Genomic DNA, 15,867 nt, shown 5'->3' with positions numbered 1-15,867 from the left:
GATGGAAGGAGGACACGTCGCGGGCGCTCTATTTCCCGCCCGCGGCTTTGTGCGCAAGTAGCGCGGACAAACCGTAGCCCGCATGAGCGCCAGCGATATGCGGGGATAGCGGCCCCGGGGTCGCTTCGCTCGCCCGGGCTACGCCTCGCGGGCGTAGCGCGGCAGGTCGGCCTTCAGCATTTCCAGCACATCGTCCCGCACCGGATCGCGGGTGCCGCGGGTGAAGGCGGCGGCGAGCGGCAGCTTGTTCATGTCGGACGCGGCAAGGCGGATGAAGCGGACGCCGCGGGTCGCCATGCGCGATGTCCAGCGCGGGACGATGGCGACGCCGAGGCCGGCGGAGACCAAATTGACGATGGTCTGCTTCTCGTCCGCGATCTGCGCGACGCGCGCCTCGCGGCCGGCTTCGGCGAACAGCTTCATGGTGAGGTCATGGCTGTGCGGGCGCGAGCGGCGCTCCGGCACGATCAGCGGCTCGTCCTCGAGATCGTCGATGGTGACGCGTTTGCGCTGGGAGAGCGGATGGCGCTCAGCCACCGCGACGACGGCGGTCTCCTGCATCAGGAACAGAAACTCAAGCCGCTTGTCGGGCCGGTCAGGCGGACGCACGAAGGCGAGGTCGAGCCGGCCGGACAACAGCCGCGGCAACAGCCGCACCGTCTTGTCCTCGACCAGTTGCACGGTCACGTCAGGTCTGATTCTCCGGAAATCGTGCAGGAGGCGCGGCAGCAGCCCCGCGGCGGCGCTGTCGATCGCGCCGACGCGAATGATCGCCGCGCGCTTGCGGCCGCGCGTGCGGAACTTCCCGGCCAGCGCATCGGCCTGCGCCAGCAGCGCCCGCGCCTCCTTCAGCAGCACGGCGCCCTCCTCGGTCAGCGCGACGCTCCGCGTCGTGCGCGTCATCAGCCGGGTGCCGAGATCATCCTCGAGCAGGCGGATAAAACGCCCGAGCGCCGACGGCAGCATGTCGAGCCGCTGCGCGGCCCGGCCAAAATGCAGTTCCTCGGCAGCCGCCACAAAGCAGCGCAGGTGATGAAGATCCATCGTTCCTCCCAGGTGGATTATATCAATTTTTTGTATAAATGCGAGACGATTGCCCTGCATTGTCATGGCCTTCAGGATGGCCTGAAACAGCGCGGGCCGAGGCCGTTTCAAGGAGATTTCGATGCGTGAATATTCAATCGCCGCCATTCCGGCCGACGGTATCGGGCCGGAAGTGATCGCCGCCGGCGTGCAGACGCTGCAGGCGCTGCAGAAGCGGCTCGGCGACGTCAGGTTCAACGTCGAGACCTTCGATTGGGGCTCCGACTACTATCGCAAGCACGGCGTGATGATGCCGAGCGACGCGCTCACACGGCTTAAGAAGTTCGACGCTATCTATTTCGGCGCGGTCGGCGCCCCTGACGTACCCGACCACATCACGCTGTGGGGCCTGCGCCTGCCGATCTGCCAGGGTTTTGACCAATACGCCAATGTGCGGCCGACCCGGATCCTGCCCGGCATCACCTCGCCGCTGCGCCACGCAGGTCCCGGCGACCTCGACTGGGTCATCGTGCGGGAAAACTCCGAAGGCGAATATGCCGGCTGCGGCGGGCGCGTGCATCGCGGCCTGCCGGAGGAAGTCGGCACCGAAGTCGCCGTGTTCACCCGCGTCGGCGTCCAGCGCATCATGCGCTATGCGTTCCGCCTCTCGCAGTCGCGGACGCGCAAGCTTCTCACCGTCGTCACCAAGTCGAACGCGCAGCGCCACGGCATGGTGATGTGGGACGAGATCGCCGCCGACGTTTCGAAAGAGTTCCCTGACGTCACCTGGGACAAGATGCTGGTCGATGCGATGACGGTGCGGATGACGCTGAAGCCGCAGAGCCTCGACACCATCGTCGCCACCAACCTGCACGCCGATATCCTCTCCGACCTCGCCGGCGCGCTGGCCGGCAGCCTCGGCGTGGCGCCGACCGCGAATATCGACCCCGAGCGGCGCTTTCCCTCGATGTTCGAGCCGATCCACGGCTCGGCGTTCGATATCACCGGCAAGGGCATCGCCAACCCGGTGGCCAGTTTCTGGACGGCGTCGCAGATGCTCGATCATCTCGGCGAGACCGAGGCCTCCGCGCGGCTGATGCGCGCGGTGGAGCAGGTCACCGGCGCCGGGATCACGACGCCCGACGTCGGCGGCATCGCGACGACCGAAGATGTCACCGAGGCCGTGCTGGACGCGATCCATAGCTCCAACGTGTGACGGCGTGCGCGCCGGGTCGACCGCGAGAACAGAAGCGCGGCGATCGAAACCAGAACAATAAACAAGGAAACGTCATGCAGATGAAGAAGACAGCCGCCATTGCGCTCACACTCGCCATGGTGACTTCGGCCGCGACGGCGCAGAACTATCCGAACCGGCCGATCACGTTGCTGGTGCCCTTCGCGGCCGGCGGCGCCACCGACACGGTGGCGCGGGTGACCGCGCAGTCGATGTCGAAAATCCTGGGCCAGACCATCGTGATCGAGAACGCCACCGGCGCCGGCGGCACGATCGCGGCGACCCGGGCCTCGCGCGCGGACCCGGACGGCTACACGCTCCTGATCCACCACATCGGCATCTCCACGGCCGCGACGCTGTATCGCAAGCTGAATTACGATACGAAGACGGCGTTCGCGCCGATCGGCCTCGTCACCAACGCGCCGATGACGATCATCGGGCGGCCCGACCTGCCGCCGAACACGCTTGCCGAACTCGTCACCTACATCAGGGCCAATGGCGACAAGATGACCTTCGGCAATGCCGGTCTCGGCGCCGCCTCGCACCTTTGCGGCATGCTGTTCATGACTGCCGCCGGCAAGGAAATCCTCACCGTACCCTACAAGGGCAACGCGCCCGTCATGAACGATCTGATCGCAAAGCAGATCGACCTCTCCTGCGACCAGACCACCAACACCACGGCGCCGATCGCGTCAAAGCTGATCAAGAGCTACGCCATCACGACGAAGACGCGGCTCGGCTCGATGCCCGATCTGCCGACCGCCGACGAGGCCGGCCTGAAGGGCTTTGAGGTCGGCGCCTGGCACGGCATCTATGCGCCAAAGGGAACGCCCGACGACATCGTGCAGAAACTCGCCAAAACGCTGCAGGAAGCGCTGCGCGACCCCGACCTCGTGAAGCGTTTCAACGACATCAACACCGAACCCGTTCCGCAGAACGAAGCGACGCCGGAGGCGTTGCAGGCAAAGCTGGTCAGCGAAGTCGATCGCTGGGCGCCGATCATCAAGGCGGCGGGGCAGTTCGCGGACTAAGACAGCGACAGCGGCGCGCTCGACTTATGTCGAGCTAGCGCTCGCCGCCGAACAGCGCTCGCGCGTTGCCGTTCGCAATCTGCGCCGCGGTCTTCGGCGGCAACTGCGCCAGCCACGCGCGATAACCGGCCATGATTTCGCCGTAGCGCTCCCAGCGCTCGTTGATCCAGGTGTCGGAGCCGAGCAAAAAGCGGTCCGGGAAGCGCTCGAACAGTGCGCGCCATTCGGCCGTCAGCTTGCCGCCGCCGTCGGTGATGCCGCTGCGGTAGGACAGTTCGCCCCACAGCTTCGGATATTTCGTCAGCATCTCCGCGACGCGGTCGCTCGACAGCCCGAAGCCGGTATGGGCCCAGATGATGCGGGCGCGCGGGTTGTGCCGCATCAGGATCTCGACGGCGACATCATCGGCATGAGCATGCAGATAGAGATCGTGCTCGACGGCGAAATCGACGGTCTTTTTCACCCACTCGTTATCCGCGGCCTTGCCGGAGATGTGAAACTCGCCGACGCCGCGGTAATAGCTGCGTTTGAACTCCTCCTGCACGAGGTCGAAAATGGAGGGATCGCCGAACCAGGTCTGGATGTCGGCGCGCACGCGGTAGGGCCGGATGAACGGGACGATCTGCAGGCCCTGGGGCTTCGCTTCCATCAATGCATGCGTGCCGGTGTTCGGCCGGCTGGTGGCGAGGATGCCGGTGACGCGATGCTTCCTGAAGAGCGCCAGCACCTCGTCGACGTTGTAATAGGGCTTGGGCTCCCAATTGTAGTGCAGGTGGGCGTCGAAGATTTCGATCGGCTCGTCCGCGCGTAGCGGACTGCCGGCGCCGGCAGTGCATGCGAGCGCGATCAGCAAGGCCGCGCCTTGCACGGCCGATCGCATCGCACGACCGAAGGTCATCATTCGGCGGCGACCACGTGCGGCCGCTCGCCCTCGCCCAGGTCTTCCATCTGCGGTTCGAGCTTGCGCCGCAGCCGGCGGTCGATGCGGTCGAGATAGATGTAGACGACCGGCGTGATGTACAGCGTCAGCAGTTGCGAGAGGCAGAGGCCGCCGACCACGGCGACGCCGAGCGGTTGCCGCAATTCGGCGCCGGCGCCCGCGCCGAGCGCAATCGGCAGCGTGCCGAAGATCGCGGCGAACGTCGTCATCATGATCGGGCGGAATCGCAACAGCGCGGCCTCCCGGATCGCGTGCTCGGCGCTCAGCCCGACGCGGCGGCGCTCCAGCGCGAAGTCGACCATCATGATGGCGTTCTTCTTGACGATGCCGACCAGCATCACGATGCCGATCATGGCGATGACCGACATCTCCATTCCGAACAGCATCAGCGTCAGGATCGCGCCGATGCCGGCCGAGGGCAGTCCCGAGATGATGGTGATGGGGTGGATGAAGCTCTCGTAGAGAATGCCGAGGATGACGAAGGCCGCGAACACCGCGGCGAGGATCAGGACGCCCTGCCCGCGCAGCGAATCCTGAAATACCTGCGCCGTGCCTGAGAAGTTGGTGGCGATCGTCGCCGGCAGGTTCGAACTCTGCTCAAGCTTGGTGATCTCATCGACCGCATAGCCCAGCGAATAGCCTGGAGCGAGGTTGAACGATATCGTCACCGCCGGCTGCTGCGCCTGATGGTTGATCTGCAGCGGACCTACGGTCGGAACCAGTCTTGCCACCGCCGACAACGGGATGGTCTGGTTGTTCTGCGTCTTCATGTAGAGCTTGGAGAGGTCGGATGGATCGACCCGGAACTGCGGCTGCACCTCCAGGATGATCTGGTAGTCGTTCGAAGGCATGTAGATGGTGCCGACCTGGCGCGAACCGTAGGCGTTGTAGAGCTGGTTGCGCACCTGGTCGACGGTGACGCCGTAAACCGCCGCCTTCTCCCGGTCGACATCGACCGTCATCTGCGGGTTCTTGATGTAGAGATCGGTGGTGACGTCGAGCAGGCCCGGCACCTTCTCGATCTTGTCGCGCATTTCGGGCGCCACCCGGTACAGCGACTCGGTGTCGCCACTCTGCATCACATATTGATACTGGCTCTTGGAAATCCGGCCGCCGATATTGAGATTCTGGATCGGCTGGAAGAAAGCCTGCATTCCCGGAACCTGCCGCGCCTTGGCACGCATCCGCGCAATGATCACGTTGAGATTGTCGCGTTCCTTCTTCGGCTTCAGCGCGACGAACAGGCGCCCGTAATTCGCGGTCGGATTCGGCCCGCCGGCGCCGACCGTGGAATTGATGTAATCGATTGCGGGATCGGATTTCAGTATGTCGACCAGCGCCTGCTGCCGCTCCTTCATCGCATCGAAGGACGTGTCGGTGGCGGCTTCCGTCACACCGATCAGAAAGCCGGTATCCTCCTGCGGAAAGAAGCCTTTCGGCACGATCGTGTAGAGGTAGACCGTGCCGACGAGCGTCGCCAGCGTCACGCCGAGCATGAGCTTCTTGCGCGCCAGCACCCAGTCAAGAGTCCATTCATAGGCTCGCAGCCAGGACTCGAACATCGCCTCGAACCCGCGGAGCACGAAGTTCGGCCGCTTGGTCGCGTCATGGGCCCGCAGCACGCGGGCGCACAGCATCGGCGTCAGCGTCAGCGAGACGAAGCCGGATACGATGATCGCGACCGAGACGGTGACGGCGAACTCGCGGAACACGCGGCCGACGATGCCGCCCATCAGGAGCACCGGGATGAACACGGCGATCAGCGAGAAGGTGATCGAGATGATGGTGAAGCCGATCTCGCGCGCACCCTTGAGCGCCGCCTCGAACGGCCGCATGCCGTGCTCGATGTGGCGGACGATGTTCTCCAGCATGACGATGGCGTCGTCGACCACGAAGCCGACCGAGAGCGTCAGCGCCAGCAGCGTCATGTTGTTGATGGAATAGTCGAGCGCATACATCACGGCGCAGGTGCCGAACAGCGAGATCGGAACCGCCAGCGCCGGAATGAAGGTCGCCGAGGCCGAGCGCAGGAACAGGAAGATGACGAGGATGACCAGACCGATCGCGATAAGCAGCGTCTCCTCGACGTCGGCCACCGCCTGCCGAATGGAGATCGACCGGTCCATCAGCACGTTGATCGAGACCGATGGCGGGATCTGCGCCCGCAACACCGGCAATTTGGCCAGGATCCCGTCGACCACCGCCACCGTGTTGGCGTCCGGCTGCTTCTGGATGCCGAGAACGATGGCGCGCTCGCCATTCAGCCAACTCGCGATCCGCTCGTTCTCGACGCTGTCGTAGATCCGCGCGACTTCATCCAGCTTGACCGGGGAACCGTTGCGCCAGGCCACCACGATGTGGCGATAGTCCATCGCCTTGTCCATCTGGCCGGAGGCCTGCAACGCCACGTCCTGCTTCGGTCCGTTCAGGGTGCCGACCGGGGTCGAGGAATTGGCGGCCGAAACCGCGCTGCGGATGTCCTCGAGCGACAGCCCCCGCGCCGCGGCGGCCTCCGGATCGGCCTGGACGCGAACCGCGAACTTCTGTGCGCCGTACACGCTGACCTGGGCCACGCCCGGAATCTGCGACAGGGTCTGGCCGATGGTGATCTCGCCATATTCGTTGACCGTCGAGAGCGGCAGCGTGGCCGAATTGAGCACCACGAACAACACGGCGAAATCGGCCGGGTTCACCTTGCGGAAACTCGGCGGGATCTTCATCTCGATGGGCAGGCGGCGCTGCGCGATGGTCAGCGCCGTCTGGACGTCGAGTGCCGCGGAATCGATATTGCGGTTGAGGTCGAACTGGATCGTGATCTGGCTGGTGCCTTGCGAGGAGTTCGACGACATCGACGAAATGCCGGCAATGGTCGAGAGCTGGCGCTCGATCACGCCGGCGACCGACGCCGCCATGGTCTCCGCGCTGGCGCCCGGCAGCGTCGCCGTTACGGCAATGGTCGGGAAATCGACCCGCGGCAGCGCCGAGACCGGGAGCAGGCGGAAGCCGAAGATGCCGAACGCGATGATCGACGCCGTGATCAGCGTCGTCATGACCGGCCGGCGGATGCAGAGTTCGGAGAGCGTCATCGGTCAGGCCCCGGCCTTTTTGGCCCGTGGCTCGACCCGCGTTCCGTCGGACAGCAGCAATTGCCCGTCGACCACCACGCTCTCACCGCCGGAGAGCCCTTCCGAGATCACCGAAATGCCCTGCGAGGTGCGGTCGACCGAGACCGGCTGAATCCTGGCAACGCCGTCCTTGACGACGAAAACGAAATTGCCGCTCTGGCTGCGCTGAACGGCGACCGTCGGCACCACGATCGCGTCTTCGGTGCGGATAATGAGCTTGGTGGAGACCAGCGTGCCCGGCCACAACGTCTCGCTCTGATTGCTCATGATGCCGCGCACGGTAACCATGCCGGTGGTCGCATCGACGGTGTTCTCGACCATCGCGACCTTGCCGGTCTCCGAGTTCTGACGGCCCGGGATGGTCGCCGTGACGCTCGAAACTCCCTTCGTCATCGACTCCCGCAGATCGACCAGCACGCGCTGCGGAACCGCGAAGGTCACATAGACCGGCGCCATCTGGTTGATGACCGCAAGCGGCGCGACGTCGGCCGGACGCACGAAATTGCCGACCTTCACATTGGCGGCGCTGATCCGGCCCGCGAACGGCGCGCGGATCGTGGTGTAGCTCTTCTGAACCTTGAGATTGTCGAGCGCGGCCTGGTCGGCCTTGATCGTGCCGGTCAGGATGTCAGACTGCGTCCGGGCGTTATCGACATTGACCTGCGTTGTGGCGCCCTTGCCGACAAGATCGTTGTAACGGCGGAGGTCGCGCTGCGCGCCCTCGAGCTGCGCCTGGTCCTTGGCAAGCACGCCTTCGGCCTGCTCGATCTGCGCGTCGATCTGACGACTGTCGAGCGTGAACAGCAGATCGCCCTCGTTGACCCTGGCGCCATCCTCGAAATGCACAGCGACGATGGTGGTCTCCAGCCGCGATTTCAGCGCGACGCTCGATATTGGCGTCACGATGCCGTTAGCATCGACGTCGACGGGAACAGATTTGCGCTCCGCCTTGGCCAGTTCGACCGAAACCATCCGCGGCCGCTGCGGGCCCTGGGCGTTGCTGCTGCCGCCCATCCACGATGAGCGGGTGATAAAGCCGGCCGCCGTGGCAACGACGATGGCGCCGACAAGAAGGATGAAGCTACGCTTTTTCATAATTTTTTTCACGCTCGCCGTCCCTAAAAGGACGGGACGAACCTCTCCGGCCCCTTGACAGCGACTTTTGCGCCTTATTTCTAAACGATTACCACAGCGGTCCGGCACATGGTATGCCACTGCCGGAAAATGTGTAGTTACCGTTTCCCGTTCGAGCATGAAAACCCGGGATTTTCCGGATCATGCGCTACCCCCCGGACCCCTGATGCGTATTGCCACCTGGAACGTCAATTCGGTCCGGCAGCGGATCGAGCACCTCCTGACCTGGCTCAAGGAGTGCTCGCCGGACATCGTCTGCCTGCAGGAAATCAAATGCGTCGACGAGGCGTTCCCGCGGCTGGAGATCGAGGCGCTCGGCTATAACGTGGTCACCCACGGCCAGAAGACCTTCAACGGCGTGGCGCTGCTGTCGAAACTGCCGTTCGACGAGACCAAATCGGGCCTGGCCGGCGACGACGAGGACGCCCACGCCCGATTCCTCGAAGGCGTGGTGACGCTGAAGACCGGCGTGATGCGGATCGCCTGCCTCTATCTGCCCAACGGGAATCCGCCGGATACCGACAAATATCCCTACAAACTCAAGTGGATGTCACGGCTTCTTGAGTATTCGAAGGAGCGGCTAGGAATGGAAGAGCCGTTCGTGCTGGCAGGCGACTTCAACGTCATTCCGGCCGCCCGAGATGTCTATAACCCCGCCGCCTGGACCAATGACGCGCTGTTCCGCCCCCAAACCCGCGAGGCCTTCCAGGCGCTGCTCGGCCTCGGGCTGACGGACGCGCTGCGCGCGGTGACCGACGAGCCCAATCTCTACACCTTCTGGGACTATCAGGCGGGCGCCTGGCAGAAGAACTGGGGCCTGCGCATCGACCACCTCCTGCTCTCGCCGCAGGCCAGCGACCGGCTCGCCAATGTCGGCATCGACAGCTATGTCCGCGCCTGGGAGAAGCCGTCCGACCACGTGCCGGTGTGGGCGGATTTCGATCTGGAGACGGCTTGAGCGGGAGCGAACGTGGAGATTCGCGACCCGGTGCCGGTGATCGTTGGTCTCGCCGCAGTCGTAGGGCAGGCAAAGCGGAGCGTGCCCACCGCTTCTTCGCAACGGTTCGGAGAGAACGGAGGGCGCGGCGCTGGCGCGCCTTTGCCTATCTTACGGCAGCCACGGCTTCGCCAGCCTCAATCGCGCTTGCCCTGCACCCAGTGCTCGAGCATCTGCAGCGCCGAGGCACGGTCGTCGTCGGAGGCCTTGGCGAAGGCGCGGTTGTAGCTTTCGCGGATCCAGGTCTCGTCAGGCGCCGCGTTGTCACGCGCCAGCGTCAGCCACATCAAGCCGCGCGCGGCCTGCCGCGGCAGGCGGTCGCCGTTGAACAGCATCTGGCCGAGCATCGCCTGCGCCTGGTGCTGGCCCTTCTGGGCCGCCAGACCCAGCCAGCGCGCGCCGTAGCGGTAATCGTCACGCGAGGCGTCCGGCGTCTTCAGGTAGAGCCGCGCCAGATCGTACTGCGCATCCGCATTGCCGAAATAGGACGCGGCATAGGAGAACATCTCCCGCGCTCGCTCGGAGTCCGCCTTGATCTTCGAATTCGGGATGCCGCTGAGATAGTAGCGGCCCAGCGCCACGAAGGCGTTGGCAACGATCGTTGCCTGCGGCGCCGACGGGCTGTCCTCGGCATGCGCGTTGGCGATGCGGCTGAAATATTCGAAGGCGCGCAGATCGTCCTGCACGACGCCATCGCCATCGGCATACATCCGCCCGAGCTTCCACTGCGCGACCGGATGGCCGCCCTCGGCGGCGTATTGCAGCGAGGTCAGCGAGGGCGCGGCAACCGGCGTTGCGGTCGCGGGCGACGACGGAACCTTCTTGAGAGCCTGGGCCGTGACGGCCGCCGCGGCGGGCGGCTGGTTGAGCGCCGGCAGCGAAGCATCCGGCTTCACCGGCGCGCCATCGAATGCAAAACCGGGGGCTGCCACCGGTGCGGCGCCCAGCATCAACGCGAATATGATACGCCTAGATGTCCGCATAACACTGTTTCTCGTGCGCACCGCCAGGATGGGTTACAGCCCCATCCACCGCCGGCCCAACCTGTTGGGCATATTTCCACAGCGCACCCGACGTGTGGTTAGTCTGTCGGGGCAACCATTTGGTTTTACGTTCGGAGAGTTCGGCGTCGGTCAATTTTACGTTAAGGGTACCGACCTCGGCGTCGATCTCGATAATGTCACCATCCTGCAACAGGGCGATCGGACCGCCCACGGCCGCCTCCGGTCCGACATGGCCGATGCAGAAGCCGCGGGTGGCGCCGGAGAACCGGCCGTCGGTGATCAGGGCGACCTTGCCGCCCATCCCCTGCCCGGTCAGCGCCGCCGTGGTCGAGAGCATCTCGCGCATACCGGGACCGCCACGCGGCCCCTCGTAGCGGATCACGATGACCTCGCCCTCCTTGTAGGTTTTCTTCTGGACCGAATCGAAGGCGTCTTCCTCGCGGTCAAAGCACCGGGCAGGACCAGTAAACTTCAGCTTCGACATGCCCGCGACCTTCACGATCGCACCCTCCGGCGCCAGATTACCCTTCAGCCCGACAACCCCTCCCGTAACCGTGATCGGGTTGTCGGCGGACCGCACCACGTCCTGGTGCGGATTCCATTTCACGCTCTTGAGGTTTTCGGCGATCGTACGGCCCGTGACGGTTATGCAATCCCCGTGCAGGTAGCCATTGTCGAGCAGCGTCTTCATCAGAAGCGGTATGCCGCCAACCTCGAACATGTCTTTGGCAACATAACGGCCCCCCGGCTTCAAATCCGCGACATATGGTGTCTTTTTGAAGATTTCGGCGACGTCGAATAAGTCAAACTTGATTCCACACTCATGCGCGATGGCCGGAAGGTGCAGCGCAGCATTGGTCGAACCGCCCGACGCCGCGACCACGGCGGCAGCGTTCTCCAGCGAGCGGCGGGTCACAATGTCGCGCGGCCGGAGGTTGGCCGAGATCAGCTCCAGAATCTTTTCGCCCGCGGTGGCGCAAAACGCGTCGCGAATCTCGTAGGGCGCCGGCGCGCCAGCCGAATAGGGCAGTGCCAGCCCGATCGCTTCGGACACGGTTGCCATGGTGTTGGCGGTGAATTGTGCGCCGCACGCGCCGGCCGACGGGCACGCCACCCGCTCGATTTCGTCGAGGTCGGCATCCGACATCTCGCCGACCGAATGCTTGCCGACGGCCTCGAACATGTCCTGGACCGTGACCTGCTGGCCGCGGAAATTGCCCGGCAGAATCGAGCCGCCATAAATGAAGATCGAGGGCACGTTGAGCCGGACCATGGCCATCATCATGCCCGGCAGCGATTTGTCGCAGCCCGCCAGCCCGACCAGCCCGTCATAGGCGTGGCCCCGAACGGTCAGTTCGACCGAATCGGCGATGCACTCGCGTGACGGCAGCGACGAGCGCATGCCGTCATGGCCCATGGCGATGCCGTCGGTCACGGTGATGGTGCAGAATTCACGCGGGGTGCCGCCGGCGGCGGCGACGCCCTTCTTGACCGCCTGGGCCTGGCGCATCAGCGAGATGTTGCAGGGCGCGGCCTCATTCCAGCACGACGCGACGCCGACGAAGGGCTGGTGGATCTGCTCGGTGGTCAGCCCCATCGCATAGAGGTACGACCGATGCGGAGCACGCTCCGGCCCCTCCGTCACGTGACGGCTCGGCAACCTCTTCTTGATGTCGGTCTTGGCGTCCATCCGCGCGAACCTGGCTCCTCAGCCATCTCCTTGTCGGTCTCGGGAGTAATCTCCCGTCGCCTTCACTGGCGCTGTGGCTAATCAGCTTGAGAAGGTAATGGTTTCATTGAGGGGTGTGGCTAAATAGCGGCGCGAGCAAGAGCGGCCGGGGTCGTTAACCAAAAGTTCGCTTACTGTTGCGGTCTCGCAACAATCGTGGCGCGGCGGCAACCATTATTCGGCCAAAGCAAACTGAACGGCGTGACTAATCCTTGCGAAAGACAACCCAAGGGCGATTACTATTTAAACCTCTCGCATCCGCGTCGCCGCTCCTCCCGGCGCGAGTCGCCGAATTTCAGGACGGGGCGAGCCTCGCCGCGAATCACACGGTCGAAGTGCACGATGTAGTGTCCGGTCATTCGATCCCTTCGACGTTGGCGGCGCGCGGTGCAAATTTAGATCCGTTCAAAATCGATCGCGTCGTTTTTGTGCGGCCGGCACTTTTTGCGCCAGTTTTCGTCACGCCGTGATGCGGACCGCGCCACGCCATTGGCGACGCGCGCCGTTCATATGCACGAGAGAACAATGTAATGCGCAGTTTGTCGCAGGGGTTTTGAACGCCGCCGGAATTTTGGCGCGTGCGTTGGTCGTGGCCGCACGAGCGCCTTTCGCGTCACTGTATTGCCCCTGCGAAGCGCAAAACCGCCGCTCACACGTCCAGCCCCGGGCCCGTTTTGTTGTTCTTCCTTCGATGTGGGTGAAGGATCCTGCCTCACGTCCTTCCGTCCCGCGCATCACGCGAGGCTGTCCCAGAGTCTGTGGTGATTTCTAGTTCGTGAGGCCTCTGAGCAAGAGGTTTTGAATAATGGCACGCTTCAATCTGAACCGATTCTTCGATGACAATCGCTTCGAAGATTTTTTCGCCAGGTTCGGCGGCGGCACGTCCGACCATGATCATTTGAACGGATCGACGGGCGGCAACAACCTGTCCGGCGGCAGGGGCGACGACGATGTTTCCGGCATGGCCGGCAACGACACGCTCAGCGGCGGCTCCGGCGCTGACAAGCTTTGGGGTGGCTCGGGGAATGACAATCTCTCCGGCGGCACTGGCGCAGACCTTCTCGTCGGCGGCTTCGGCGCCGACCGGATGGACGGCGGCGCCGGCAACGACGTGCTGCTCAGCCGCTCGGATGCGGGCGAGATGGTCGCGGCGCAGGACGGCACGACGCAGATTTTCGCGGCTGAAACCGCGGCGTTCAAAGCCGTCAACGACACCCTCACCGGTGGCGCCGGCGGCGATACGTTCCGCTTCGAAGGCATGGTGAACGCCAAGGACGAAATCGTCGCCAAGCATGTCAACGACGACGGCACCATCGACTGGGTCGGCGTGACCGGCGAGAACAACGCCGTTCACGATCACTGGGTCGACGGCTTCGGCAACGACGTGATCCGCGACTTCAACCGCGCCCAGGGTGACAAGATCGAAATCTCGGCGCACACCGCCGAGGTCAAGTCGATCGAGTACAAGGACAGCAACGGCGACGGCCGGAACGACTACAGCGTGATCACCGTCATCAGCCAGCAGGGCAACGCTGGCGCGCATGACGAGGATCTGCTCGGCACCATCACCGTCTACGGCAACCTGGTGAAGCAGAGCGATATCGCCGTGACCCAGACGGTGTATGGCGCCTACGAGAAGGTCGGCGAACTCAACGGCGCGCACTTCGAGATCGAGGACGACGGCGTGCTGCCCGATGGCGGCACCGACGGCGGCCACCACGACGCAGCCGCAATGGCGGCCATGCACGCATAAAACCAACAACAAAGACACGATCACGGGCAAGGGCCGCCTCCCGGCCCTTGTCCTCCAGCGTCCGGTTACGATCCAGTCGTCACCGGGCGCTGGACTGCGTCTGCTTCAATCCACCTTCACATTGGCGGCCTTGATCATCGGCCACCATTTGTCGATTTCGGCCTTCTGCCAGGCGCCGAGCGCCTCGGGCGTGAGCTTGTCCCTGGGCGGCATCTGCAAGCCCTGATTTTCGAGCTGCTTGCGCACCGCCGGATCATTCAACGCATCCACCGCCGCCGCGTTCAGCTTTGCGACGACGTCCTTTGGCGTGTCCTTGGGCACCCACAGGCCGGACCACAGCGTCATGTGGAAGCCGGGCAGCCCGGCCTCGTCCACGGTGGGAATGTCGGCGGCCGAATCGACACGTTTGGAATCCGTGATGGCATAGGCGCGGATGTTGCCGGCACGCACCTGGCCGATCGAGTTCGAGGTCTGGTCGACGATCATGTCGATCTGGCCGGCCACGAGATCGTTCATCGCCGGGCCCGTGCCGCGATACGGCACATATTGCAGCTTGATGCCGGTGACGTTCTCGAAATACAGCCCGGCGATGTGGCTGCCGGAACCGGCGCCGGCGGTACCCGCGGTCGGCGCCGCCGGCTGCGCCTTCAGCCACGCCACGAATTCCTTCAGCGTGGCGGCGGGAACCGCCTTCTTGCTGACGATGATCATTGGGTTGCTCGGCAGCAGCGCGACCGGCTCGAGATCGGTGACGAGGTCGTAGCCGAGCTTGTAGATCGCACCATTGGCGACGTGGGTGCCGAGGTGGCCGAAACTGATCGTATAGCCGTCGGCGGGCGAGCGCACCGCGCGGGCGACGCCGACCGATCCGCCCGCCCCGGTCACGTTCTCGACCAGCACTGTTTCGCCGAGCGAGACCTTCATGCGCTCGGCGAGAATCCGCGCCATCGCATCCGACGGCCCACCGGCGGAGAACGGCACGATGATGGTGATGGGGCGCGAGGGGAAGGTCTGGGCGGCGACAGGGCCACCGAATGCCAGTGACATCGCCAAGGCGGCCCAGATAGCCTTACGCATCATATTCCTCCCTCAAATTTCTTGTTGTCGTCATTGCGAGCGCAGCGAAGCAATCCATCGCGCCGCATGTGGAGAGCTGGATTGCTTCGTCGCTTCGCTCCTCGCAATGACGGTCAGAATAATGGCGGCTAGAACTGCGCGTAGTCGATCGGCTGATGACGATCGAGTGTGCGCGTGACCGGCGGCAGCGGGTATTTAAGCCCGGTCGCGCAGTTAAACAGCACGACACGATCGGTCTTGGCAACCCGACCTTCGGCGAGGCTCTGCTGGTAGGCGGCGTAGGTCGCTGCGCCCTCCGGACACAGCAACAGCCCCTCCTCGCGCGCCACGTCGTTCAGCGCAGCGGAAATCATCTCGTCCGGGACCGCAATCGCAAATCCCTTGCTCTCGCGGACGGCGCGCAGGATCAGAAAATCCCCGACTGCCTGCGGCACGCGAATGCCCGAGGCGATCGTACGCGCGTCTTCCCAGCGCGGCGCGTGCTCGGTGCCTGCTTCAAAAGCACGCACCATCGGCGCACAGCCGGACGCCTGCACCGCCACCATCCGCGGCCGTTTCGAGCCGATGAAACCGATGGCTTCCAGCTCGGCGAACGCCTTCCACATGCCGATCAGGCCGGTGCCGCCGCCGGTCGGATAGAAGATCACGTCGGGCACTTCCCAGCCGAGCTGCTCGGCGAGCTCCAGCCCCATCGTCTTCTTGCCCTCGATCCGGTACGGCTCCTTCAGGGTCGACGTGTCGAACCAGCCGACCTTCGCCTTCCCTTCGCCGACGATCTTGCCGCAATCGTCGATCAGGCCGTTGACGCGGTAGACGGTGG

12 protein-coding genes are annotated in these 15,867 nt (G+C 64.4%); 4 read left to right on the top strand and 8 right to left on the bottom strand.

Going from position 1 to position 15,867, the window contains the following annotated elements; genetic code table 11:
• Positions 1–138 precede the first annotated feature (138 nt).
• The gene (locus V7E26_RS16310; RefSeq protein ID WP_324417793.1) at positions 139–1,044 is read right to left on the bottom strand and encodes a LysR family transcriptional regulator; all 906 of its coding nucleotides are present in this window, start codon (positions 1,042–1,044) and stop codon (positions 139–141) included.
• Between the two features lie 121 nt (positions 1,045–1,165).
• On the opposite strand from V7E26_RS16310, the gene V7E26_RS16305 reads away from it, so the two are divergent.
• Positions 1,166–2,239, top strand: a complete 1,074-nt coding sequence (locus V7E26_RS16305; RefSeq protein ID WP_324417791.1) for a tartrate dehydrogenase — start codon at positions 1,166–1,168, stop codon at positions 2,237–2,239.
• Between the two features lie 74 nt (positions 2,240–2,313).
• Positions 2,314–3,288 carry a tripartite tricarboxylate transporter substrate binding protein BugD gene (locus tag V7E26_RS16300; RefSeq protein ID WP_324417789.1) on the top strand — a complete coding sequence of 325 codons (975 nt, stop codon included), beginning with the start codon at positions 2,314–2,316 and terminating at the stop codon, positions 3,286–3,288.
• A 34-nt stretch (positions 3,289–3,322) separates the two neighbouring features.
• On the opposite strand, the gene V7E26_RS16295 is transcribed toward V7E26_RS16300, so the two are convergent.
• The 3 genes from V7E26_RS16295 to V7E26_RS16285 are packed head-to-tail and all read right to left on the bottom strand — an operon-like array spanning position 3,323 to position 8,448.
• On the bottom strand, positions 3,323–4,168 hold the full coding sequence (locus tag V7E26_RS16295; RefSeq protein ID WP_324417787.1) for an amidohydrolase family protein: 846 nt from the start codon (positions 4,166–4,168) through the stop codon (positions 3,323–3,325).
• Positions 4,169–4,185: 17 nt separating this feature from the next.
• The gene (locus tag V7E26_RS16290) at positions 4,186–7,314 is read right to left on the bottom strand and encodes an efflux RND transporter permease subunit (protein WP_324417785.1); all 3,129 of its coding nucleotides are present in this window, start codon (positions 7,312–7,314) and stop codon (positions 4,186–4,188) included.
• A 3-nt stretch (positions 7,315–7,317) separates the two neighbouring features.
• The gene (locus V7E26_RS16285; protein WP_324417783.1) at positions 7,318–8,448 is read right to left on the bottom strand and encodes an efflux RND transporter periplasmic adaptor subunit; all 1,131 of its coding nucleotides are present in this window, start codon (positions 8,446–8,448) and stop codon (positions 7,318–7,320) included.
• Positions 8,449–8,653: 205 nt separating this feature from the next.
• Here V7E26_RS16285 and xth point away from each other — a divergent pair, with 205 nt between their 5' ends.
• Positions 8,654–9,445 carry an exodeoxyribonuclease III gene (xth, locus tag V7E26_RS16280; protein ID WP_324417781.1) on the top strand — a complete coding sequence of 264 codons (792 nt, stop codon included), beginning with the start codon at positions 8,654–8,656 and terminating at the stop codon, positions 9,443–9,445.
• A gap of 176 nt (positions 9,446–9,621) precedes the next feature.
• On the opposite strand, the gene V7E26_RS16275 is transcribed toward xth, so the two are convergent.
• Complete coding sequence (locus V7E26_RS16275) at positions 9,622–10,467, bottom strand: tetratricopeptide repeat protein (RefSeq protein ID WP_324417780.1); 846 nt, start codon at positions 10,465–10,467, stop codon at positions 9,622–9,624.
• Positions 10,454–12,178, bottom strand: a complete 1,725-nt coding sequence (gene ilvD / locus V7E26_RS16270; protein ID WP_324417779.1) for a dihydroxy-acid dehydratase — start codon at positions 12,176–12,178, stop codon at positions 10,454–10,456. The genes V7E26_RS16275 and ilvD overlap by 14 nt, the downstream gene beginning before the upstream one ends.
• 844 nt (positions 12,179–13,022) lie before the next feature.
• Between ilvD and V7E26_RS16265 the strand changes: the two genes are divergently transcribed.
• A complete protein-coding gene (locus tag V7E26_RS16265; RefSeq protein WP_324417778.1) occupies positions 13,023–13,970 on the top strand; it encodes a calcium-binding protein in 948 nt (315 codons plus the stop codon).
• A gap of 105 nt (positions 13,971–14,075) precedes the next feature.
• On the opposite strand, the gene V7E26_RS16260 is transcribed toward V7E26_RS16265, so the two are convergent.
• Both V7E26_RS16260 and V7E26_RS16255 read right to left on the bottom strand, forming a co-directional pair.
• Complete coding sequence (locus V7E26_RS16260) at positions 14,076–15,047, bottom strand: tripartite tricarboxylate transporter substrate binding protein BugD (RefSeq protein ID WP_324417777.1); 972 nt, start codon at positions 15,045–15,047, stop codon at positions 14,076–14,078.
• A gap of 128 nt (positions 15,048–15,175) precedes the next feature.
• Positions 15,176–15,867: threonine synthase (locus V7E26_RS16255; protein WP_324417776.1), on the bottom strand; the 692-nt coding region annotated here is incomplete at its 5' end.

The organism is Bradyrhizobium sp., from assembly GCF_036735945.1.
Classification (GTDB): Bacteria; Pseudomonadota; Alphaproteobacteria; order Rhizobiales; family Xanthobacteraceae; genus Bradyrhizobium.
Note: the sequence above shows the minus strand (reverse complement) of the source record. Positions and strands in the feature narration are given on the sequence as shown.